The sequence below is a fragment of the Candidatus Clostridium helianthi genome, assembly GCF_045310795.1.
GTDB classification, from domain to species: domain Bacteria; phylum Bacillota; class Clostridia; order Clostridiales; family Clostridiaceae; genus Clostridium; species Clostridium helianthi.
This window is the reverse complement of record NZ_JBJIAB010000049.1, coordinates 1-20,804: the sequence shown is the minus strand read 5'-3', so window position 1 is coordinate 20,804 and position 20,804 is coordinate 1. Positions and strand designations below refer to the sequence as shown.

The window sequence follows — 20,804 nt, the reverse complement described above, 5'->3', positions numbered from 1 at the left end:
TTTTTTGGAGGAATTTCTATATGGAAGATGTACTTAATAAATTAAAGGGGAATGAATTTTTTCAAGATTTAAGTGTTGAGGAAATTAGAGATCTTATTTCAAATATTGTATATAATTTAAGATCATATAAAAAGGGAGAAATTATTGCTAATGAAGAGGATGAATGCAATAGTTTAGGTTTTGTTTTAGAGGGGATAGTCGAAATTCAAAGAATATACCTTAGCGGAAAACAAATAATTCTAAAGAGGCTAAGTAATGGAGATGTATTTGGTGAGGCATTAGTATTCTCAAAGAAATCAAAATATCCATCTACAGTTATAGCATTTAGTGAATGCAATATACTTTATATAAGCAGAGCAGACATACTAAAATTATGTACAAGTGATGAAAGAGTATTAGGGAACTTTATGTCTTCATTGAGTAATAAGATATTTATGTTAAATTCAAAGATAAAAAGTATAGCTTTTAAAAGCATCAAACATAAAGTTATAAACTACATATTAGAACAGGCAAAGAGCCAAAAAAGTGAAATAGTTAAACTGAAAGAAAATAAAGAAGAAATTGCATCTTCACTAGGTATTCCTAGACCATCTTTATCAAGAGAATTAATGAATCTTAGAGATCTAAATTATATTGAGTTTGATAGAAATATAATTAAAATTTTAAATATTGAAGAGTTAGAAGCAGAATTATTTGATTAAAATGATATATATTGATATTTCATAAGGCAGGGGTATACGTAGAAATCATTAATATAAAATAATTTTATTATAATAGAATAATTAGGTTAGCTTACTATCGCAAATATTATTTTATTAAGTTTATAGTAAGTAATTAGGAGTTATTTATGAAAAATATTTCTGAAGAACAGTTAGAGGAGTTAGAAATTTTTAATGGTGTTTCTAAATCATCTCTAAGCAAGCTTAAGGATTTTGGAGAAGTTAAAAAGTATCAGCCTGGAAATCATCTTTTTAGAGATAAAGAAGAAGTATCTACTTTATATGTAGTATTAAGCGGAAGTATATCTCTATATAAACTGAATGAGAATGGAAATAAGCGTGTAATATTCATTTTGGGTAAAGGTAAAATGATTAATGATGTTATTATACAAGATTTACCGTCGTCTATAAATTGTGAGATATTTGAAGAGTCTTACATATTAAGTTATGATAAATCTACATTTTTAAAGATTATGGAGGATGATTTTATCCTTACCAAGAATGTTATGTTCTCATTAGCTATGAAAGTAAGAAGATTGTATAGGCAGCTAAAGAATGCAACAGGTGTAGTAAGAATGGAAAAGAAACTTGCGGCAAAACTTTGGAAACTTAGCAGAGATTATGGAGTTAAGTGTGAGGATGGAGTAACTATTAATATGAATATAAGTGTAACATATCTAGCAGATTTACTTGGCTCAAAAAGAGAAACTGTATCCAGATCACTAAAAATACTTTTGGATAATAAATTAATTAAGTATGATAATAAGAAAATTAAAGTAATTGATCAAGATAAATTATCAAAATTTTTTAAAGCACCGTGATTTATATCACGGTGCTTTATTCATTAATAACTTATAATTAATTTATAGGTAAACGTATATATGAAAGGGGAATTTATAGTATGTTTTGTGAAGAATTTAACAGTGTAATTATGGCAGCCAAGGCAAAAGTTAATTTATTAAAGACAAATAAACTAGGATATTTCATAAGTTCGATGCTTGCAGGTCTTTATGTAGGTATGGGAATTATGCTTATATTCACAATAGGAGGATTATTAGGTGGTAGTGGATCACCTGCTACAAAAATAGTCATGGGAGTATCCTTTGGAGTTGCCCTTAGTTTAGTAATTATGGCGGGATCAGAACTTTTTACAGGAAACAACTTTATCATGACAGCTGCTTCTTTAAGAAAAGAAGTAAAGTGGACAGATACTATTAACATTTGGATAGTTTGTTTTATAGGAAATTTAGTTGGTTCAATTATTGCAGGATATTTATTTTATTCTACAGGACTTACAGCTGGACCCGTTGGAGAGTTTATTGCAAAAACATCAGCAGCTAAAATGAGTGTACCATTTTTACCATTATTAGTACGTGGAATTTTTTGTAATATACTAGTTTGCTTAGCTACATGGTGTAGTTTCAAATTAAAAAGTGAATCAGCTAAGCTTATTATGATATTTTGGTGTTTATTTGCATTTATAACAGCAGGTTTTGAACATAGTGTTGCTAATATGACTCTTTTAACAATTGGATTACTTAATCCAGGAGCTGCAAGTGTAAGCGTTATGGGTTATGTGTACAACATAGGTGTAGTAACACTTGGAAATATGATTGGTGGAGCAGTATTTCTAGCATTACCTTATTATATAATTTCAAAAAAGAAGTAAAGGAGTAAGCTGATGGGATATAAATTAAGCAAAAATGATATTAATAAAGTATTCGAAGATTTATCAAAAGAATATGTAGTATATGCACCAAAATTATTTGAAGGTGAAGGTACTTTTTCTGATACTGATAGAGTACGTTATGGCGAAATAAAAACAATAGATGATATAGTTTTTAATCAAAAGGCTCAATATTCATATAAAGAAGTATTACTTCCTATATCTCAAACACTTTTCTATTTCACAGAAGATTCCATAAAGGAAGCAGATGCTCCTAAAAAAGGTGCTATCATTTTCTTAAGAAGCTGTGACTTACACGCGGTAAAACGTATGGATGATATTTATTTAAGAAATGGACAAGAAGATTATTATTATAAGAGAATAAGAGAAAATGCAAAATTTATTTTAATGGGATGTGAAAACTCATTTGAAAATTGTTTTTGTGTAAGTATGGAAACAAATAAAAATGATGAGTATAATGCATACTTAAAAGTAAATGGAGATAATGTATATGTAGATGTTAAAGATGAGGAGTTAGGAAATCTATTTAAAGTTGATGAAACTTTAGATGTTAAACCAGACTTTGTAACGGAAAATAGTGTAAAGGTTTCGATACCAGATAATCTTTCTTTAGATGTTATGAAATCAGATATGTGGAAAGAGTATAGTGCTCGTTGTATTGCTTGCGGAAGATGTAATTTTGTTTGTCCTACATGTACTTGCTTTACAATGCAGGATGTTTTCTATACTGATAATGGTAAAGCGGGTGAAAGACGAAGAGTATGGGCATCTTGCCATGTAGATGGATATACAAATATGGCTGGAGGACATAGTTTTAGGTTAGATAAAGGACAACGTATGCGTTTTAAAGTGCTGCACAAAGTATATGACTATAAAAAGAAATGGGGATATCATATGTGCGTGGGATGTGGAAGATGTGATGATATCTGCCCAGAATATATATCATTCTCTAACTGTGTGAACAAATTAAAAGATGGTATGAAAGAGGTGGCAGACAATGAGTAAAAATGAATATATTCCTTTTTTATCGGAAATTAAAGAAGTAATTAAACATACAGAAATAGAATATACTTTTCGAATGGAGTTTAATGGTGATGTAAAACCAGGACAGTTCTTTGAAGTTTCATTACCAAAGTTTGGTGAAGCGCCTATTTCAGTAAGTGGTATTGGAGAGGGCACTGTAGACTTAACTATAAGACGTGTTGGAAAAGTAACTAATGAAATATTTAATAATTATGTTGGCGATAAATTATTTCTAAGAGGACCTTATGGTAATGGATTTGATATTGAAAATTACAAAGGAAAAGAATTAATAGTTGTTGCAGGGGGAACAGGTCTTTCTCCAGTAAGAGGAGTTGTAGATTACTTTGCAAAAAATGCAGGTGAAGCAGAAATCTTTACTCTAATTGCAGGATTTAAATCTCCTAATGACGTTTTATTCAAAGATGATATTAAAATGTGGAAAAGTAATATAAATCTTATTCTAACTGTTGATAATGCAGAAGAAGGATATAATGGCAATGTTGGAATGGTAACAAAATATATTCCTGATTTACTAATAAAGGATATTAATAATGCAGCAGTTATTGTAGTAGGACCTCCTATTATGATGAAGTTTACTGTTGCAGAATTTTTAAAACGTGGTATAGATGAAAATAATATTTGGATTTCACAAGAAAGAAAAATGTGTTGTGGAATCGGAAAGTGTGGACACTGTAAAATAGATGATACTTATATTTGTTTAGATGGTCCTGTTTTCAATTATTCAAAAGGCAAATTCTTAATAGATTAGGAGGGGTTAGTTGTGGATTTAAATACAAAGGCAATCAAGAAAAATGCTTTTAGAGTCACTAAAAAAAGAGGGATAACTGCCTCTAGAATTAGAGTTCCTGGAGGGCATTTAGATGCAGAATTATTAGGAATGATACAAGAAATATCACAAAAGTATGGTGATGGAACTGTTCATATAACAACACGTCAAGGTTTTGAAGTACCAGGTATAAGCTTTGAGGATATGGATAAAGTAAATGAATTGTTACAACCAATTATTGAAAAATTAGAAATAAATCAAGAAATACCAGGCAAAGGATATACTGCTGCAGGAACTAGAAATGTATCAGCATGTGTTGGAAACAATGTTTGTCCGTTTGCTAATTATAATACAACTAATTTTGCAAAGAAAATAGAAAAAGCTATTTTCCCAAATGATTTACATTTTAAAATCGCATTAACAGGATGTCCTAATGATTGTATTAAAGCAAGAACACATGACTTTGGGATAATTGGAATGACAGAACCACAGTATAATATTGATAGATGTGTAAGCTGCATGGCATGTGTGAAAGCTTGCAAGAAAAAATCAGTAGGAGCACTAGAAGCTATTAACTATAAAATCGTAAGAAATAAAGAAAAATGTATTGGTTGTGGTGAATGTGCAAATGCATGTCCTACAGGAGCATGGACAAGAAGTAAAGAAAAATATTATAAGTTAGTTCTTATGGGAAGATCAGGTAAGAAGAACCCTCGTCTTGCTGAAGATTTCTTAATTTGGGCTGATGAGCAAAGTATAATTAAAATAATATTAAATACTTATAAATTTGTTGAAGAATATATAGACAAAGATGCTCCAGGTGGAAAAGAGCATATTGGTTATATAATTGATAGAGTTGGATTTGAAGAATATAAAAAGTGGGCATTAAAGGATGTAGAATTCCCGGAAAAAACTATCATCAAAGAACGTATTTATTGGAGTGGAATACATTTCTGCTAGGATTAAATGTATCACAAAGAACTTAAAATGAGGAAACGAACAATCGAAATAGAATACATATATGTTCCTCAGGACTATGAAAAATCTCGCTGATAATATCTAAATGGAAGGTTACATCACTTCCGCATGCTCCTGTGGCAAGCACAGGACAAGCAAAAGTGAAACAACCTGCCATTAAGATATTCTAACAGCTTATTTTTCAATGCCTGCTCCACATATATGTATTCTATTTCTTTGTCTTGTTATTAGTTTAGTATTTCATAGATAATCTAATTAAATATTTTATGTATATTGTACTAAAGAGCATAAATATACGTAGTTAAAGGTATTGCTAACTTGAGAAATATAAAAATATTTGTATAGATATATCATACTTTAAATTTATATTCGCAAAAAACTGGAGTAAACACATATATTCATTTTCGGTTATTTGTAAGTAAATTTAAATTATTATAACACTACAAATATTTTTATAATTAAAGTCATTACCATAACTTTAATTTATGGTGACTTAGAGTAGATATGGATTTTAGGTTATTTTTATGTATTTATAAAAATAATTTCAAAAGATTTCTCAGTCGTAACAAATGAAACAGAGTATTTTATAATTTCAATGTAAAATAAGTTCATAAGGTAATTCGAGGGAATGTACCTAACTGATATAGAAATTTATAAAAATTTATTTGATAAAAATTAAGTGTGTGGAGGAGATTTCAATATGGATAATAAAATGTTTTGTTTTCAATGTCAAGAAGCAGCAGGATGTACAGGATGTACTGTAAAAGGTGTGTGTGGTAAGACTCCAGACCTTGCTAAAATGCAGGATTTATTAATATACGTGACTAGAGGTTTATCAGAAGTTGCAACAAAAGCTAGAGAAGAAGGTATCGTTGTATCACAAGCTATTAATACTACAGTAACAATGAATCTTTTCACTACTATAACTAATGCTAACTTTGATAAAGAAGTATTTTATGGAAGAGTAAAAGATACTTTAAAAATAAAAGAAGAATTATTGGGAAAATTAGCTAACAAAGAAAGCTTAAGTGCAGCTGCGTTATATAATGCAGAAACAAGAGAAGAAATGGAAGCCAAAGCAGAGACTGTTGGTGTATTAGCTACTGAAAATGAAGATATAAGAAGTTTAAGAGAACTTATTACTTATGGATTAAAAGGCTTATCTGCATATATGAAACATGCAAATGCTTTAGGATATGAAGATGAAAACATATGTGCATTCATGCAAAAAGCATTATCATTAACTGCTGATAACAACGTAACAATAGATGAATATATAGCATTAACTTTAGAAACAGGAAAAGTTGGTGTTGATGGAATGGCTTTATTAGATAAGGCTAATACAGAAAGTTATGGTAACCCAGAAATAACAAAAGTAAATATCGGAGTTGGAACAAATCCAGGAATATTAATTTCAGGACATGACTTAAAAGATTTAGAACAATTATTAATTCAAACAGAAGGATCAGGAGTAGATGTTTATACTCACTCAGAAATGTTACCAGCTCATTATTATCCACATTTAAAGAAATACTCACACTTAGTAGGTAACTACGGAAATGCATGGTGGAAACAACCAGAAGAATTTGAAAGCTTTAATGGACCAATACTTATGACTACAAACTGTATAGTTCCTCCAAGAGATAGTTACAAAGGAAGATTATATACTACTGGATCAGCAGGTTATGAAGGATGTACTCATATTGCAGCTGATGAAAATGGAAAGAAAGATTTCTCTGTAATTATTGAACAAGCTAAGAGATGTGCAGCACCTACTCAAATTGAAGAAGGAGAAATTGTTGGTGGATTTGCTCATAACCAAGTATTAGCTTTAGCTGATAAAGTAGTTGATGCAGTAAAAACTGGAGCAATTAAGAAATTCTTCGTTATGGCAGGTTGTGATGGTAGACAAAAAGCTAGATCATACTACACAGACTTTGCAGCAGCTCTTCCAAAAGATACTGTTATATTAACAGCTGGTTGTGCAAAATATAAATACAACAAATTAGATTTAGGAGACATAGGTGGAATTCCAAGAGTTTTAGATGCAGGACAATGTAATGATTCATACTCATTAGCAGTAATTGCATTAAAACTTAAAGAAGTATTCGGTCTTGAAGATATAAATGAACTACCAATAGCATTTAACATTGCATGGTATGAACAAAAAGCAGTAATAGTATTATTATCTCTATTACACTTAGGAGTAAAGAATATTCACTTAGGACCAACTCTTCCTGCATTCCTTTCACCAAATGTAGCTAATGTTTTAGTAGAAAACTTTGGTATAGGTGGAATCACAAATGTTGAAGATGATATGGAAATGTTCTTAAGATAAATTAATATAAGATAAATAATAGTAGAAGATAGCTGGTATGAAACTAGTTATCTTCTTTCTTTTTAGTTAGAATACAGTAAGTAGTAAAGACAAAATTGTACTGTCGAAAAATATTTAAAAATAAAGTTGTACTGAAAACGTATTTATAAAAATAAATATATTTACATCAATAATATATAGATATATAATCTGTATGTTGTAATAACGGGGAATACGAAGGTTGAGAAAATCCTTTTTATCACCTGTTGTATAAAGTTGAAATTGCATAATAATTTTTACAATATGGGGGAAGAATTATGTTTAAAAAAATTCAATCATTATTGATTGGAAAAGCTCTTAAAACTAACGAATTAGCTGAAGAAAAATTTAGTGTTCTTTGGGGATTGCCAATATTATCAAGTGATGCTATTTCATCGGTAGCTTATGCAAGTGAAGAAATACTACTAGTTCTTATACCTATTCTTGGTATGCGTGCATATGGATCCATGATAGAAATAGCAATAGCAATCACAGTTTTGTTAGGAATAATAGTATTTTCATATAGGCAAATAATTGATAATTTTCCTCATGGAGGCGGATCGTATATTGTTGCGAGCGAAAATATAGGCAAGCTTCCAGGATTGGTAGCAGCGTCATCATTAATAATTGATTATTTATTAACTGTTGCAGTTAGTACTTGTGCAGGAGCAGCTGCAATAACATCAGCAATTCCGGCCTTGTTGCCGTATCAACCGTTAATAGCTATTTTTGTAATAGGGTTAATAACATTAGGGAATCTTAGAGGAATAAGGGATTCATCTAAGTTATTTGGAATACCAACATATTTATTTATATTATCAATAATAATAATGATAGTAACAGGAGTATTCAAAGTATTAGTATTGAAAGAAACTCCGGAGCAATTATACGTAGTTCCACAAGCTGCTGGAGATTTGACTTTGTTATTATTCCTAAAGGCCTTTTCTTCGGGATGTACTGCATTGACAGGTATCGAAGCGGTAAGTGATGGAATACCTAATTTTAAAAATCCAGCCCAAAAGAATGCAAAAATAGTATTAGGAACATTAGCTTGTATTGTTTTTACTATATTTGGTGGGATATCATATCTCTCAACAATGTACAAAGCAGTTCCAGGTCAAGATATTACAGTAATAGCACAAATAGCAATTCAAGTTTTTGGACAAAATAGCTTAATGTTTTTTATAGTACAAGCTACGACAGCTATTATTCTTACACTTGCAGCTAATACTGCATTCTCAGACTTGCCTCTACTGTTATCAATATTGGCTAAGGATGGATATGTTCCAAGACAACTTGGGAAAAGGGGAACTAGATTAAGTTTTTCAAATGGAATAGTATTGTTATTTCTAGTATCTTCACTTTTAGTTTATATTGCAGATGGTAGTACCCATATGTTGTTATCTCTATATGCAGTTGGTGTATTTATATCATTCACACTATCACAATTTGGAATGTTTAGAAAATGGACTAAGAGCAAGGAAGGGCATTGGAGACATAAAGCTTTTATAAATGGTTTAGGGGCAGCTGTTACAGCAGCAACATGCATAATAATAGGTGTAGAGAAGTTTAAGCATGGAGCATGGATTGTGCTTGTATGTATACCGATACTCGTGACAGGAATGTTAAGAGTTAGAAGACACTATACTAAAGTTAGAGAAAACTTAAAAATAGAAACAGGTTTAGAGAGTTTAATTGTAAGAGAAGCCATAACTAAACATGTTATTGTACCAGTTCAAACAATTAATAAATCTTTCATAAAGAGTTTAAATTGTGCTTTAACTCTTGGTGAGAACATAGAAGTTTATCATGTTAGTACAGATGAAGAAGTAACAAAGAAGCTAATAGAAAAGTATAATAAGCTTGGGATAGCAGCGCAATTAGTTATAGAAAATGCGCCATACAGAAATGTTAATGAGAAACTTTTAGCGTATGTGGAAGAAAAACATAAGCAGTTAAAGAAACATGAAGTAATAACAATAGTAATGCCTCAATTTATCATACATAAATGGTGGCATCAGACACTTCATAATCAAACATCAATACTCTTAAGAAGATCTATACTTAAGATGAGAAATGTAGTTATTGTAACTGTGCCTTATATAATTAATGAATAGGATTATATAATATAGAAAGGAGAGTATCTCAAAAATATTTGAGATACTCTCCTTATTTCCAGAGAAATATAATATTTAAAGCTAAATATAGAAAGTACAAATAAAAGTTAAACTTAAAAAGTATGATCTTACTTTGTGTTACTATTTATCAGAGAAGTCTAAATCAACTTTATCTAAAGAAATAACTTTAGTCTTATTCTTTATTTTATAACCCACGTATAAGATCAAGAATAATGGAAGTCCTATATAAGCTGCAATTAATCCATTCCAATCAATTGCCTCAGGAGTAATGTATGAATATCCTTGACCTATTATTATAATGATACACATTAATAATGCTAATATTGGACCAAATGGATATAAACTAGCTTTATATTTTAACTCATTTAAATCTCTTCCTTGATAAATATATGCTTTTCTAAATCTATAGTGGCATATTGCTATACCTACCCAAGCTATAAATCCAGCAAGACCAGATGCTGCAACTAGCCAAACATAAACAGTACTCTCTGCATATAGACCTGTTAAAAAGCAAGCAGAAGCTATTAATGTAGTTAGAAGCACGGCATTTATAGGTACACCTCTATTATTTGTTTTAGCAAAAGCTTTAGGAGCCATACCTTCTTTAGCCATTGCATAAAGCATTCTACTTGACGCATACATACCAGAGTTACCGGCAGATAATACAGAAGTTAATATGATTGCATTAATCAATGAAGCAGCGCCCGCAATACCAGCTTTTTCAAATACCATTGTAAATGGGCTTGTATCAAGTCCAGCTTCAGTAAATGGTATTATTGCTCCAAGGACAATAATTGTACCTAGGTAAAATATTAATATTCTCCAAAATATTGATTTTATAGCTTTAGGAATATTTTTCTCAGAATCTTCACTTTCACCTGCAGCAATTCCAATAAGTTCAGTACCTTGAAATGAAAAACCTGCAATTAAGAAAATTGAAAATATTGATTTAATTCCTCCGTGGAAAGGTCCATCTTCAATGGTGAAGTTATGAAATCCAACTTTATCTCCACCCATTATTCCTACAATCATTAAAACACCAATCACTATGAATATAAGAACGGTAATAACTTTAATCCCAGCAAACCAGTATTCTGATTCACCATATGCCTTAGATGATAGAACATTTAGTCCTACTATAATTACTAAAAATAAAATACTCCAATATAGGGCATTTACATCTGGGAACCAGTATTTCATCAACAGAGCACCAGCAACCATTTCGGCTGCAATTGTTATAGCCCAGTTGTACCAGTAGTTCCAGCCAAGGGCAAATCCAAGAGCTGGATCAATAAATTTATTAGCATATGAGCTAAATGAACCAGATATTGGCATATGAGTTGCCATTTCTCCTAAGCTTGTCATTAAAAAGTATACCATGATACCTACTAGTGCATAAGCTACTAATGCGCCACCAGGACCAGCTTGGTGGAGAGTATCACCCATTGCAAGGAATATACCGGTACCAATAGATCCGCCTATGGCTATCATGTTTAAGTGTCTTGCTTTTAAACTTCTCTTTAATTCGTGATTTTCTTCACTCATTTTTCTATCCTCCATTATGGTTTTAAATTTCCATAAGCAAGTAACTAAGATAATATAAAAATTAAAACAATAAAAAAAGCCATGAGAGCATACTCATGACATAAATACGAAAGTTACACATTTTAAAAATATGACGAATATCGACATTTACATTAAAAATAGCTCTCCACAAAATAAGTTGTGGCAGTCTTGTATATATTTTACACAAGCCCAGCAAATAGTATTAAAGCAATCAACCATTTACTTCGGCGAAAGTTCCTTTCTTATTACTTCAATGAGCTTACCTCCATAATAATACTCTTAAATTTCGCGCCTCTATCTTAGTTATTTACCTATTAAGTTATATGTAATTATGTAATAAAATGAGGAATAAGTCAATATAAAATATTTAACAATTTATAAAAATGCATAGAAAATGACTAAAAAGTTTGCAGATTAAAAGCGACTATTTGAAATTATTTCAATAGTCGCTTTTTTAATATTTATAAATAAATATACTATCTTAGCAATGATTAGTGTTATATTTAAGCTTTTTATGCAAGTCGGCACTATAGCAAGATTATATATTTAAAATGACATTTTTTATTCTAAATTTAATTTATTTTTTAATATATAGCTTGTTATTATGAAATAAACTATTATGAAGATTATATTAAATACTGTGATAGATATTAAAAATAAATTAATAGGCCAAAGAGATTCAACATTTCTTAGTAAATCAGGCAGTCTAGAGGATGAAAAAGCTATCCCAATAGATGATGATATTGCACCTGCAATTAAATTTAATACTATAAATGCCCCGAAAGATGAAAGAATTCTATGCTTACTAAATATATGCCCAATTGATATAGAAGCATAAATCATACTAATAAATTTTACAAACTGAAATACCATAGCAATTAATAATTCTATAATAATTACATAAATTTGTATTCCTATTTTAGCATAACCTTCTGAAAGAGCCCTAAAAGTTTCAGAAAAGAATTGGCCAAAAGCTCTAGGGTCAAATGCCATAATAATTATTGAAAGTATGGCTACAATTCCACTTATTATAGTCCAAAAAGTAGCAATTGAAAGTTTGCTTGTAATGTTTGTGATAGTGCTCACTGGAAGGGTGTTCATTAAATATCCTTCATCACCAAGTAGATTTTTATAAAATCTTTGGATAATTATGAAAAAGGTAACTATGAATACAGCAGCCATAGTACATCCGTATCCAAAGATGCTTAGTATAAATGGGATTGAACCAAATCCTTGAAGTTTATGTGATAGACCAGTTCCGATAAAAACTTTATTAATGATAGCAAATGCTAATAATACTAAATAAAGTGGTATAAGGGTTCTGCCAGTTGCTTTTACCTCATACTTCATTAATTTTCCTAACATCTAAATACCTCCCTAAATAGAGCATCAACACTCTTGCCTTCATTTTCTCTTATTTCATCAACACTTTTAGTTAAGAATATATTCCCATATGATATAAATACTACATCATCTAATATTCTTTCAATGTCAGAAATAAGGTGAGTAGATATAATTATAGTGGCATTTTCATTGTAATTAGTGATTATTGTATTTAAAATATAATCTCTGGCAGCGGGATCAACACCTGCGATAGGTTCATCTAATAAATACAAATCGGCCTCTCTACTCATAACTAAAATGAGTTGTACTTTTTCTTTTGTACCCTTTGACATGGTTTTTAATTTATCATTGGGATTAATGTTAAGTTTCGATAGCATATTGTAAGCTTTCTCAGGATTGAAATTACCGTAGAAGTCCTGAAAAAAATTAATGATGTCTGAAACTTTCATCCAGTCATTAAGATAAGTTCTTTCAGGAAGGTATGAAACAATTTTCTTTGTTTCAATTCCAGGTTTATTTCCTGATATTAATATTTCCCCACTTGATGGAGTTAAAAGACCGTTTGCTAACTTTATTAGTGTGCTTTTACCACTACCATTTGGGCCTAAAAGTCCAACAATTCTACCACGATTAATTTTTAGATTTATCCCTTTCAATGCCTCAGTATTAGAATAAGTCTTAAATAAATTTCTACATTCTAAAATAGGGACATTATCCATATTGCTATTTGTAAAAGTAGACATTGTATCACTTTCGCTAGAGTTATACAATATTTTATTATCAGCATTACTCATTATTTCATCTCCTTTGATATAATTTCTATAAGTTGGATTGTCTCTTGATTGGTATAACCGATTTTCTCCATGTTGTAGAGAAATTTTTCAATTTGATCTCTTGCTAAACCATTTCTTATATTTTTAATCATATTAACGTCCTCCGTAATAAATCTGCCACTTGTTCTTTGAGAAAATACTAAACCAGTTCTCTCAAGTTCTGTTAATGCTTTTTGCATTGTATTAGGATTAACAGCTGCATCACCTGCCATATCTCTAACTGATGGCAATTTTTCGCCAGCTTTGTATATGCCAGAAACGATTCTAAGTTGTATTTGTTCCATTAGCTGCATGTAAATTGGTCTATCGTCATTAAAATCCCATGACATAGTCTCACTCCTTCATAAATTGTACCACTGTATTATTGTACTAAGTTGTTAATACAATAATACAACTATAACTTTTAGCTGTCAAGAAAAATAAAATGATTTTTTGTAGGTTAAATAAGGCAATGAAATCTGTTGAATATTAAAAATTGTGGTGTTATAATTATTTTCAATGGTGTATATACACCTGTAAAATTAATTAAAAGAGGTGTAAATAAACGTGGCGATGGATTTAGCAAAAGAAATATTAAAGTTAAAGAGAGAAAAGAATGCACTTATTCTTGCACACTATTACCAACCAGGAATTATACAAGACTTAGCAGATTATGTAGGAGATTCTTATTATTTAAGTGAAATAGCTAGAGATTGCAAAGAGGAAGTTATAATGTTTTGCGGGGTTAGATTTATGGCAGAGAGTGCAAAAATTTTATCACCGAATAAGACTGTTTTAATGCCATGTCCTAGTGCAGGATGTTCTATGGCAGATATGGCAAGCGGCAAGGCTTTATTAGAACTAAAGGAAAAACATCCAGATGCCTATGTAGTTTGTTATATAAATTCAACGTGTAATGTGAAAGCTCATTGTGATGTAGCTGTGACATCTTCAAGTGCATTAAAAATATTAAAGAAGATACCTAATAAAAAGATTATGTTTTTACCTGATAGGAACCTAGGTGAATATATATCAGAGTTTTTCCCAGAAAAAGAGTTCATACTATGGGATGGATTTTGTAGGTGTCATAATAAGGTAAGCAGAGAAGATATATTGATTGAAAAAGAAAAACATAGAAATGCAAAAGTATTAGTACATCCTGAATGCACAAAGGAAATCAGAGATATTGCAGATTATATAGGGAGCACAAGTGGGATAATAGATTATGCAACTAGAGATGAAGGAACCGAGTTTATAATAGCGACAGAAGAAGGAATTTTACATGAATTAAAGAAAAGGAATCCTAATAAAAATTTCTTTATACCAGGAGATAGAATATGTTGCCAAGACATGAAAAAGACAACCCTTGAAAATTTATATGATGCCTTATTGAATATGAAAAATGAAATGATTCTAGAAGAAAATGTTAGAAAAAAGGCGTTAAGATCGTTAGAAAATATGCATTTACTTGCATCGCAAGATGTTAGAAGTAATTAGGAAAAATATGAATAAGTTTGTTGATGTTCTAATAATAGGTTCAGGGGTATCAGGTCTTTATTGTGGATTAAATTTAAGGAAAGATTTAAATGTCTTGATTGTATGTAAAGATAAGATTACTTGCAGTAATACTTATCTGGCACAAGGGGGAATATCTGTTGCAAAAGGTGTTGAGGATATTCCACTATATATAGAGGATACTTTAAAAGCAGGAAGATACAAAAATGATTTGGAGGCTGTTGAAACTTTAATTAATGAATCTATGGTTAACATAGAATTATTAATTGAAATGGGACTTGCTTTTGATAGAAATAAAGATGGAAGTTTAAACTTTACAAAAGAAGGCGCTCATTCTGTAAATAGGATAGTTCATACAAAGGATAATACAGGAGAAAGTACTGCAAAAATTTTAATTGATAAAGTGAAAAAGAGAGAAAATATAAGTGTTTATGAAAATACTCATTTTGTAGATATTATAGAAAAAGAAAATAAGTGCATTGGAGCCTTGTTAATAAGAGAATGTGAGCAAATAAATGTTTATGCAAAAGCTGTTGTATTGGCAACTGGAGGAATAGGTGGATTATTTAATAATTCAACTAATCAGAGAATATTGACAGGAGATGGAATAGCGTCAGCAATAAGACACAATATAGAGTTAAAGGATATGAATTATATTCAAATTCACCCGACAGCATTTTATGAAGAAGGTGAAAATAAGAGGAAATTTTTAATATCAGAATCTCTAAGAGGGGAAGGTGGAATTCTTACAAATATAAAAGGGGAAAGGTTCATAAATGAGCTTTTGCCGAGGGATGTGGTATCAGAAGCAGTATATAATCAGATAAAAGAGACAGAATTACCTTATGTAAATTTAGATATAAGGTTTTTGGGAAAAGACTATATAATAAATAGATTTTCAACTATTTATGAGGAATGCTTAAAAAGAGGAACAGATATAACAAAAGAATGTATTAAAGTTTCTCCAGCTCAGCATTTTTTTATGGGAGGAATAAAGGTAGATTTGGATTCTAAAACATCTATAAAAAACCTATATGCAGTTGGAGAGACAAGCTGTACAGGAGTACATGGTGCTAACAGACTCGCAAGTAATTCATTACTTGAAGGACTTGTATTTTCAAGAAGAGCTGCAATATCAATTAACAACATTGTGGATTATTTGGAAATTAAAGTTTTTCCTGTGGAAAGATTAGAAAAATCATGGGAAGAATTACAAGAAGAAAATAAAGAGATGACTGTTAGAACTATAAAAGAAAAGGGTGGAAAGTTAGATGATAAATTATTTAGTTATAGATAAAATAATAAAAGATGCACTTATTGAAGATTGTCCAAATGAGGACATAACCACAAATTCAATCATAGGAGAGGAAAGTATCTCTACAGTAGAATTGATTTGCAAGGAGGAAGGCATAGTTGCAGGACTTGAAGTATTTAAAAGAGTATTTGATTTATTAGGAAATGTGGAGATCGAATTTTATAAGCGTGATGGAGATAATGTACATGTAAAAGACAGAATTGCTTTTCTAAAAGGTAATACAAGAAGCTTATTAGTTGGGGAAAGGATTGCACTAAATTTACTTCAAAGGATGAGTGGAATAGCTACATTGACGAATAGATTTATACAAGAAATAAAACACACAAAGGCAAAATTATTAGATACAAGAAAAACAACACCAAATTTAAGGATATTAGAGAAATATTCTGTAAAGATTGGGGGCGGATGTAATCACAGATTTAATTTATCTGATGGTGTAATGATTAAAGACAATCATATTAGTGCGGCTGGTGGAATAAAAAAAGCTATAGAGCTAACGAGAAAAAATTCTTCATTTGTTAGAAAAATAGAGGTAGAAACTGAAAATTTAGAAATGGTGCAGGAAGCACTATTAGCAGGCGCAGATATAATAATGCTTGATAATATGGGTTTAGAGATAGCTAAAGAGGCAGTTGAAATAATAGGAAAAAGAGCCCTAATAGAATTCTCAGGAAATGTTGAACTAAATAATATTAAAGAAATAGCTGAAATAGGTGTTGATTACATATCTGTAGGAGCATTAACACACTCAGCTAAAATATTGGACTTTAGTTTAAAAAACTTAACATTGTTAGAAAATTAAAAACTGATAATTAATATTTCTGTATCAAATGAAACGGATTTAATACGAACATTCTATTATAATAATTCTATAAGTTGATTGATTTATCTAAATTCTATATTTCAATTACTAGTGTATGGTCAAAGTTTAATGATTAGTGAATTTAAATGAGTGTGAAATTTAGGAGGAGAATTTTATGATAAGAAGAGTTATTAAAATAGATGAAGAGAAATGTAACGGATGTGGTGTTTGTGCAAGTGCCTGTCATGAAGGAGCTATAGGTATAGTAGATGGAAAGGCAAAATTATTAAGGGATGACTATTGTGACGGGCTTGGAGACTGTCTTCCTTCATGTGCAACTAATGCTATTTCTTTCGAAGAGAGAGAAGCAGCTGCTTATGATGAAGAAGCTGTAAAGATAAACATGGAGAAAAGAAATACGGAGCAAAAGAAATTAGAGTCAAACAAAAATCAAACAATTCAATTTGGATGCCCAGGTGCACAATCTAGAATGTTAAACCATAAGAAGATTGAAGTGAGAGAGGCGAGAACTGAAGGTGAGATAGTATCACAATTGAATCAATGGCCTGTGCAAATTAAACTTGTCTCTCCAAATGCATTATATTTTAACAATGCTAATTTACTTATAGCAGCAGATTGTACAGCCTATGCATATGGAGATTTTCATAATAAGTTCATTAGGAATAAAATTACATTAATAGGATGTCCAAAACTAGATGAGGTAGATTATTCAGAAAAACTAACGACAATTTTGAAGATGAATGATATAAAAAGTGTTACTGTTGTAAGAATGGAAGTTCCATGTTGTGGTGGAATAGAAAATGCTGTGAAAAATGCATTAAAGGCAAGTGATAAAATGATTCCTTGGCAAGTTGTAACTATTTCGACTAATGGAGAAATTATTGAATAAAAATATAAATAGAATAAGGGCATATTTGCATATATAAAAAGTTTTGTATGTAGATATGCCCTATAAATTTATAAAAATGATTATTTAAGGGTATACTTAAATTAGAAATGGGAATTTATACAGATAAGTAAAAAATTATATATTCATTAAGGTGAAATAGAGGATATTATTGCTAATGTGTAGAATACTATAATATCGAGATATTTAAGGGGGAGTATATATGAATAAAAGGAAAGTGTTAATACCAATAGACGGAACAGAAAGAAGTATGCATTCTTTAGAATTTGTAAAAGAAATATTTCCCGACAAAGATTCAATTGAAATTATAATAATGAATGTTAAAGAATTAGTACTGATAAATGAAATGATAGTTGCTGATGAGATAAAATTTGCACAAGAATTGGGTGAAGAAATATTACAAGCGGCTAAAGAAAAAATGAAAGATTATAATACAGAAACTTATTTTACTTTTGGATATCCAGGAGATGAAATAATAAAGAAAGCAAATGAAGAAAATATAGGAGTAATAGTTATGACTAAATCTACTAAAAGAGGTTTAAATAGAATGATTGGGTCAGTAACTACTAATGTTGTCAAACGTGCTAAATGTATTGTAATGATAGTGCCTAATGATTTTTCAATTAGTATTAAATAAGCAAGTTAATCAGTAGGTTTGAAAATTAGAATTTTATAGGCTATCTTAAAAATTACATTTTAAGGTAGTCTTTATTTTTGAATATAGAATTTTACTATGTATAATGATATAATAAAGCGAAACTTATTTGTTATAATATAAGTATTTATGGAACATTAAGTTAAAGATTTATATTAAATAATAATTTTAAGGTGGAATTTATTTTAACCTAAATTAATACATGCGGTTAGTTCATAATTTTCAGATAAGGGATGAGAATTTTGAATTGATATAAATTATATAAAAATTATTTTGTTATATTTAAGGAGTAAGAAATGAGAGCAGTTTATAGAAATCCAAGAGAATTAGCAACATGTTTAAAGGACATTGTGGATACATATTATGATGATCTAATTTCATATGAAAAGATGGAAGAAAGAATTATGAAAATTGTTGATGCTAATAGAGAAGCTATATATAAAGAAAAAAATATGTCAGTTAAGATAGCTAATGTCTTAGGAGATAAAAGAGTAGATGTAATTAATAAAGTAGTTGAAAGTAAAACTAAGTCAGAAGTTTAATGAGTTTTGCGGTTTAGGAGTGAATTTGGAATGGGTAAGAAAATAATATTAACAGGAGATAGACCAACAGGTAAATTACATATAGGACACTATATAGGTTCTTTAAAAAATAGAGTTGTACTTCAAGAATCAGGTTTATATGAAAGTTTTATAATGATTGCAGATCAGCAGGCTTTAACAGACAATGCAAGAAATCCTGAAAAGATAAGAAATAGTTTAACGGAAGTTGCACTTGATTATTTAGCAGTTGGAATTGATCCAAGCAAATCAAATATATTTGTACAATCACAGATACCAGAACTAAATGAATTAACAATGCATTACTTAAATCTTGTTACTTTATCAAGGTTAGAAAGAAATCCAACAGTTAAGCAAGAAATAAAACAGAAAAATTTTGAAAATAGCATTCCGGCAGGTTTTCTTATTTATCCAGTAAGTCAAGCGGCTGATATTACAGCATTTAAAGCAGACACAGTACCAGTTGGAGAAGATCAACTTCCTATGATTGAGCAAACAAGGGAAATCGTTAGAAGTTTTAACTCTATATATGGAGAGGTGCTAGTTGAGCCAGAAGCAGTACTTCCAAGTTCTAATGCGGGAAGATTGCCTGGAACGGATGGAAAAGCTAAAATGAGTAAATCAATAGGAAATTGTATATATTTATCTGATGATGCTGATACAATTAAGAAAAAAGTAATGTCAATGTATACAGACCCTAATCATATAAGAGTAGAAGATCCAGGGCAAGTAGAGGGAAATACTGTATTTACTTATCTAGATGTATTTGCAACTGATAAAAATGCTGTTGAAGAAATGAAAGAGCATTATAAACGTGGTGGTCTTGGTGATGTAAAAGTAAAAAAATATTTAAATGAAATTTTACAGGCTGAATTGGAACCAATAAGAAATAGAAGAATTGAGTTTGAAAAAGATATAGATGCAGTATATAAAATGCTAAAGGATGGTAGCAACAAGGCTAGAGAAGTGGCGGCAAATACTCTTAGAGAAGTTCGAGGAGCAATAGGTATAGAATATTTTACTGAAAAATAATAAAGTAAATTCATTAGAGGGGGAATTCAAAATGAAAGCTATTGGAATATTAAATTATCCAGTAGAAGATGTGTTCCATATTTTTATAAAAAATGCAAAGAAAGATTTTTCGGATTTTAACGAAGAAGATGCGACAGGATGTAAGATTCAAAAGAGTATAAATACTGGTAGGCCTAATCCAGTAGAATGTACAGTTGAAATAACTGGATATGCAAAAAATGAAAAATATCAAATTACTACCTCAACTGATTTTACAACATGTGTATCCACATATAACTTCAAAGGGCAAAAAGATGGCACAACTAAATTAGTATTTGAAGAAGAACAGTCAACAGATAAATTTTTTGGATATATGTCATTATGGATTCAAAGATTTATGGCTAGGCGCGCCTTTAAGGCAAAATACAATAATATTGTGGAGGCTCTCAATAATGAATTGAAGACATATGCTAATAATAAAGAACGAAGCAAGCCTAAAAATAAATAATAAAAATACAGGGTTGTAAAAGCTAAAATGTACCCTATAGAGTAGACACTATAAAAAAAGTCTACCCTATAGGGTTTTTCTATTTATAATAAGATTATAG

Annotated in this window: 20 protein-coding genes and 1 riboswitch; of the genes, 16 read left to right on the top strand and 4 right to left on the bottom strand. The window is 30.1% G+C overall.

Going from position 1 to position 20,804, the window contains the following annotated elements; all coding sequences use genetic code 11:
- Positions 1–20 precede the first annotated feature (20 nt).
- The 8 genes from ACJDTP_RS24295 (at position 21) to ACJDTP_RS24260 (ending at position 9,667) form a co-directional block, all read left to right on the top strand.
- Complete coding sequence (locus tag ACJDTP_RS24295) at positions 21–701, top strand: Crp/Fnr family transcriptional regulator (RefSeq protein WP_406762705.1); 681 nt, start codon at positions 21–23, stop codon at positions 699–701.
- 146 nt (positions 702–847) lie between these two features.
- Positions 848–1,540: a Crp/Fnr family transcriptional regulator gene (locus tag ACJDTP_RS24290; protein ID WP_406762704.1), complete on the top strand. Its 693-nt coding sequence runs from the start codon at positions 848–850 to the stop codon at positions 1,538–1,540.
- Positions 1,541–1,620: 80 nt separating this feature from the next.
- Positions 1,621–2,388, top strand: a complete 768-nt coding sequence (locus ACJDTP_RS24285; protein WP_077838041.1) for a formate/nitrite transporter family protein — start codon at positions 1,621–1,623, stop codon at positions 2,386–2,388.
- A gap of 12 nt (positions 2,389–2,400) precedes the next feature.
- Positions 2,401–3,411 (top strand): anaerobic sulfite reductase subunit AsrA, encoded by a 1,011-nt coding sequence (gene asrA / locus ACJDTP_RS24280; RefSeq protein WP_406762703.1) that lies wholly within the window; start codon positions 2,401–2,403, stop codon positions 3,409–3,411.
- The gene (asrB, locus tag ACJDTP_RS24275) at positions 3,404–4,198 is read left to right on the top strand and encodes an anaerobic sulfite reductase subunit AsrB (protein ID WP_406762702.1); all 795 of its coding nucleotides are present in this window, start codon (positions 3,404–3,406) and stop codon (positions 4,196–4,198) included. The genes asrA and asrB overlap by 8 nt, the downstream gene beginning before the upstream one ends.
- 12 nt (positions 4,199–4,210) lie before the next feature.
- Entirely contained in the window at positions 4,211–5,176 is a 966-nt protein-coding gene (gene asrC / locus ACJDTP_RS24270) for a sulfite reductase subunit C (protein WP_017211747.1), read from the top strand.
- A gap of 718 nt (positions 5,177–5,894) precedes the next feature.
- Entirely contained in the window at positions 5,895–7,532 is a 1,638-nt protein-coding gene (hcp, locus tag ACJDTP_RS24265) for a hydroxylamine reductase (protein WP_406762701.1), read from the top strand.
- A gap of 296 nt (positions 7,533–7,828) precedes the next feature.
- Positions 7,829–9,667, top strand: a complete 1,839-nt coding sequence (locus tag ACJDTP_RS24260; RefSeq protein ID WP_173711256.1) for an APC family permease — start codon at positions 7,829–7,831, stop codon at positions 9,665–9,667.
- A gap of 141 nt (positions 9,668–9,808) precedes the next feature.
- On the opposite strand, the gene ACJDTP_RS24255 is transcribed toward ACJDTP_RS24260, so the two are convergent.
- The 4 genes from ACJDTP_RS24255 to ACJDTP_RS24240 form a co-directional block, all read right to left on the bottom strand.
- Positions 9,809–11,233, bottom strand: a complete 1,425-nt coding sequence (locus ACJDTP_RS24255; RefSeq protein ID WP_406762700.1) for an amino acid permease — start codon at positions 11,231–11,233, stop codon at positions 9,809–9,811.
- Positions 11,234–11,384: 151 nt separating this feature from the next.
- A riboswitch (Lysine riboswitch) is annotated at positions 11,385–11,559 on the bottom strand.
- A 256-nt stretch (positions 11,560–11,815) separates the two neighbouring features.
- Complete coding sequence (locus tag ACJDTP_RS24250) at positions 11,816–12,619, bottom strand: ABC transporter permease (RefSeq protein ID WP_077842894.1); 804 nt, start codon at positions 12,617–12,619, stop codon at positions 11,816–11,818.
- Positions 12,613–13,317: an ABC transporter ATP-binding protein gene (locus tag ACJDTP_RS24245; RefSeq protein ID WP_406762712.1), complete on the bottom strand. Its 705-nt coding sequence runs from the start codon at positions 13,315–13,317 to the stop codon at positions 12,613–12,615. The genes ACJDTP_RS24250 and ACJDTP_RS24245 overlap by 7 nt, the downstream gene beginning before the upstream one ends.
- Positions 13,318–13,391: 74 nt before the next feature.
- On the bottom strand, positions 13,392–13,760 hold the full coding sequence (locus tag ACJDTP_RS24240) for a GntR family transcriptional regulator (protein ID WP_077842892.1): 369 nt from the start codon (positions 13,758–13,760) through the stop codon (positions 13,392–13,394).
- 223 nt (positions 13,761–13,983) lie between these two features.
- Here ACJDTP_RS24240 and nadA point away from each other — a divergent pair, with 223 nt between their 5' ends.
- The 8 genes from nadA to ACJDTP_RS24200 all read left to right on the top strand — a co-directional run bounded on the left by nadA (position 13,984) and on the right by ACJDTP_RS24200 (position 20,704).
- On the top strand, positions 13,984–14,907 hold the full coding sequence (gene nadA / locus ACJDTP_RS24235) for a quinolinate synthase NadA (protein WP_077842911.1): 924 nt from the start codon (positions 13,984–13,986) through the stop codon (positions 14,905–14,907).
- Positions 14,908–14,914: 7 nt separating this feature from the next.
- The gene (locus tag ACJDTP_RS24230) at positions 14,915–16,222 is read left to right on the top strand and encodes an L-aspartate oxidase (protein ID WP_406762699.1); all 1,308 of its coding nucleotides are present in this window, start codon (positions 14,915–14,917) and stop codon (positions 16,220–16,222) included.
- Entirely contained in the window at positions 16,197–17,042 is an 846-nt protein-coding gene (nadC, locus tag ACJDTP_RS24225; protein WP_078116588.1) for a carboxylating nicotinate-nucleotide diphosphorylase, read from the top strand. The genes ACJDTP_RS24230 and nadC overlap by 26 nt, the downstream gene beginning before the upstream one ends.
- Positions 17,043–17,217: 175 nt before the next feature.
- Positions 17,218–17,952, top strand: coding sequence for an ATP-binding protein (locus ACJDTP_RS24220; RefSeq protein WP_406762698.1), 735 nt, complete (start codon positions 17,218–17,220; stop codon positions 17,950–17,952).
- A gap of 220 nt (positions 17,953–18,172) precedes the next feature.
- Complete coding sequence (locus ACJDTP_RS24215; protein WP_077842888.1) at positions 18,173–18,607, top strand: universal stress protein; 435 nt, start codon at positions 18,173–18,175, stop codon at positions 18,605–18,607.
- Between the two features lie 314 nt (positions 18,608–18,921).
- Complete coding sequence (locus ACJDTP_RS24210; RefSeq protein WP_011968141.1) at positions 18,922–19,167, top strand: TIGR04540 family protein; 246 nt, start codon at positions 18,922–18,924, stop codon at positions 19,165–19,167.
- Positions 19,168–19,197: 30 nt separating this feature from the next.
- Positions 19,198–20,217: a tryptophan--tRNA ligase gene (gene trpS, locus ACJDTP_RS24205; protein WP_078116586.1), complete on the top strand. Its 1,020-nt coding sequence runs from the start codon at positions 19,198–19,200 to the stop codon at positions 20,215–20,217.
- A 31-nt stretch (positions 20,218–20,248) separates the two neighbouring features.
- Complete coding sequence (locus tag ACJDTP_RS24200) at positions 20,249–20,704, top strand: DUF3284 domain-containing protein (RefSeq protein ID WP_011968143.1); 456 nt, start codon at positions 20,249–20,251, stop codon at positions 20,702–20,704.
- The last annotated feature ends 100 nt before the right edge of the window (positions 20,705–20,804 follow it).

Coding starts and splice junctions, on each gene's coding strand:
- ACJDTP_RS24295 (WP_406762705.1), top strand. CDS start 21: ATGGAAGATGTACTTAATAAATTAAAGGGGAATGAATTTTTTCAAGAT.
- ACJDTP_RS24255 (WP_406762700.1), bottom strand. CDS start 11,233: ATGAGTGAAGAAAATCACGAATTAAAGAGAAGTTTAAAAGCAAGACAC.
- asrB (WP_406762702.1), top strand. CDS start 3,404: ATGAGTAAAAATGAATATATTCCTTTTTTATCGGAAATTAAAGAAGTA.
- nadC (WP_078116588.1), top strand. CDS start 16,197: ATGATAAATTATTTAGTTATAGATAAAATAATAAAAGATGCACTTATT.
- ACJDTP_RS24210 (WP_011968141.1), top strand. CDS start 18,922: ATGAGAGCAGTTTATAGAAATCCAAGAGAATTAGCAACATGTTTAAAG.
- asrA (WP_406762703.1), top strand. CDS start 2,401: ATGGGATATAAATTAAGCAAAAATGATATTAATAAAGTATTCGAAGAT.
- ACJDTP_RS24240 (WP_077842892.1), bottom strand. CDS start 13,760: ATGTCATGGGATTTTAATGACGATAGACCAATTTACATGCAGCTAATG.
- ACJDTP_RS24290 (WP_406762704.1), top strand. CDS start 848: ATGAAAAATATTTCTGAAGAACAGTTAGAGGAGTTAGAAATTTTTAAT.
- ACJDTP_RS24230 (WP_406762699.1), top strand. CDS start 14,915: ATGAATAAGTTTGTTGATGTTCTAATAATAGGTTCAGGGGTATCAGGT.
- ACJDTP_RS24215 (WP_077842888.1), top strand. CDS start 18,173: ATGAATAAAAGGAAAGTGTTAATACCAATAGACGGAACAGAAAGAAGT.
- ACJDTP_RS24200 (WP_011968143.1), top strand. CDS start 20,249: ATGAAAGCTATTGGAATATTAAATTATCCAGTAGAAGATGTGTTCCAT.
- ACJDTP_RS24220 (WP_406762698.1), top strand. CDS start 17,218: ATGATAAGAAGAGTTATTAAAATAGATGAAGAGAAATGTAACGGATGT.
- nadA (WP_077842911.1), top strand. CDS start 13,984: ATGGATTTAGCAAAAGAAATATTAAAGTTAAAGAGAGAAAAGAATGCA.
- ACJDTP_RS24245 (WP_406762712.1), bottom strand. CDS start 13,317: ATGGATAATGTCCCTATTTTAGAATGTAGAAATTTATTTAAGACTTAT.
- ACJDTP_RS24260 (WP_173711256.1), top strand. CDS start 7,829: ATGTTTAAAAAAATTCAATCATTATTGATTGGAAAAGCTCTTAAAACT.
- trpS (WP_078116586.1), top strand. CDS start 19,198: ATGGGTAAGAAAATAATATTAACAGGAGATAGACCAACAGGTAAATTA.
- ACJDTP_RS24250 (WP_077842894.1), bottom strand. CDS start 12,619: ATGTTAGGAAAATTAATGAAGTATGAGGTAAAAGCAACTGGCAGAACC.
- hcp (WP_406762701.1), top strand. CDS start 5,895: ATGGATAATAAAATGTTTTGTTTTCAATGTCAAGAAGCAGCAGGATGT.
- ACJDTP_RS24285 (WP_077838041.1), top strand. CDS start 1,621: ATGTTTTGTGAAGAATTTAACAGTGTAATTATGGCAGCCAAGGCAAAA.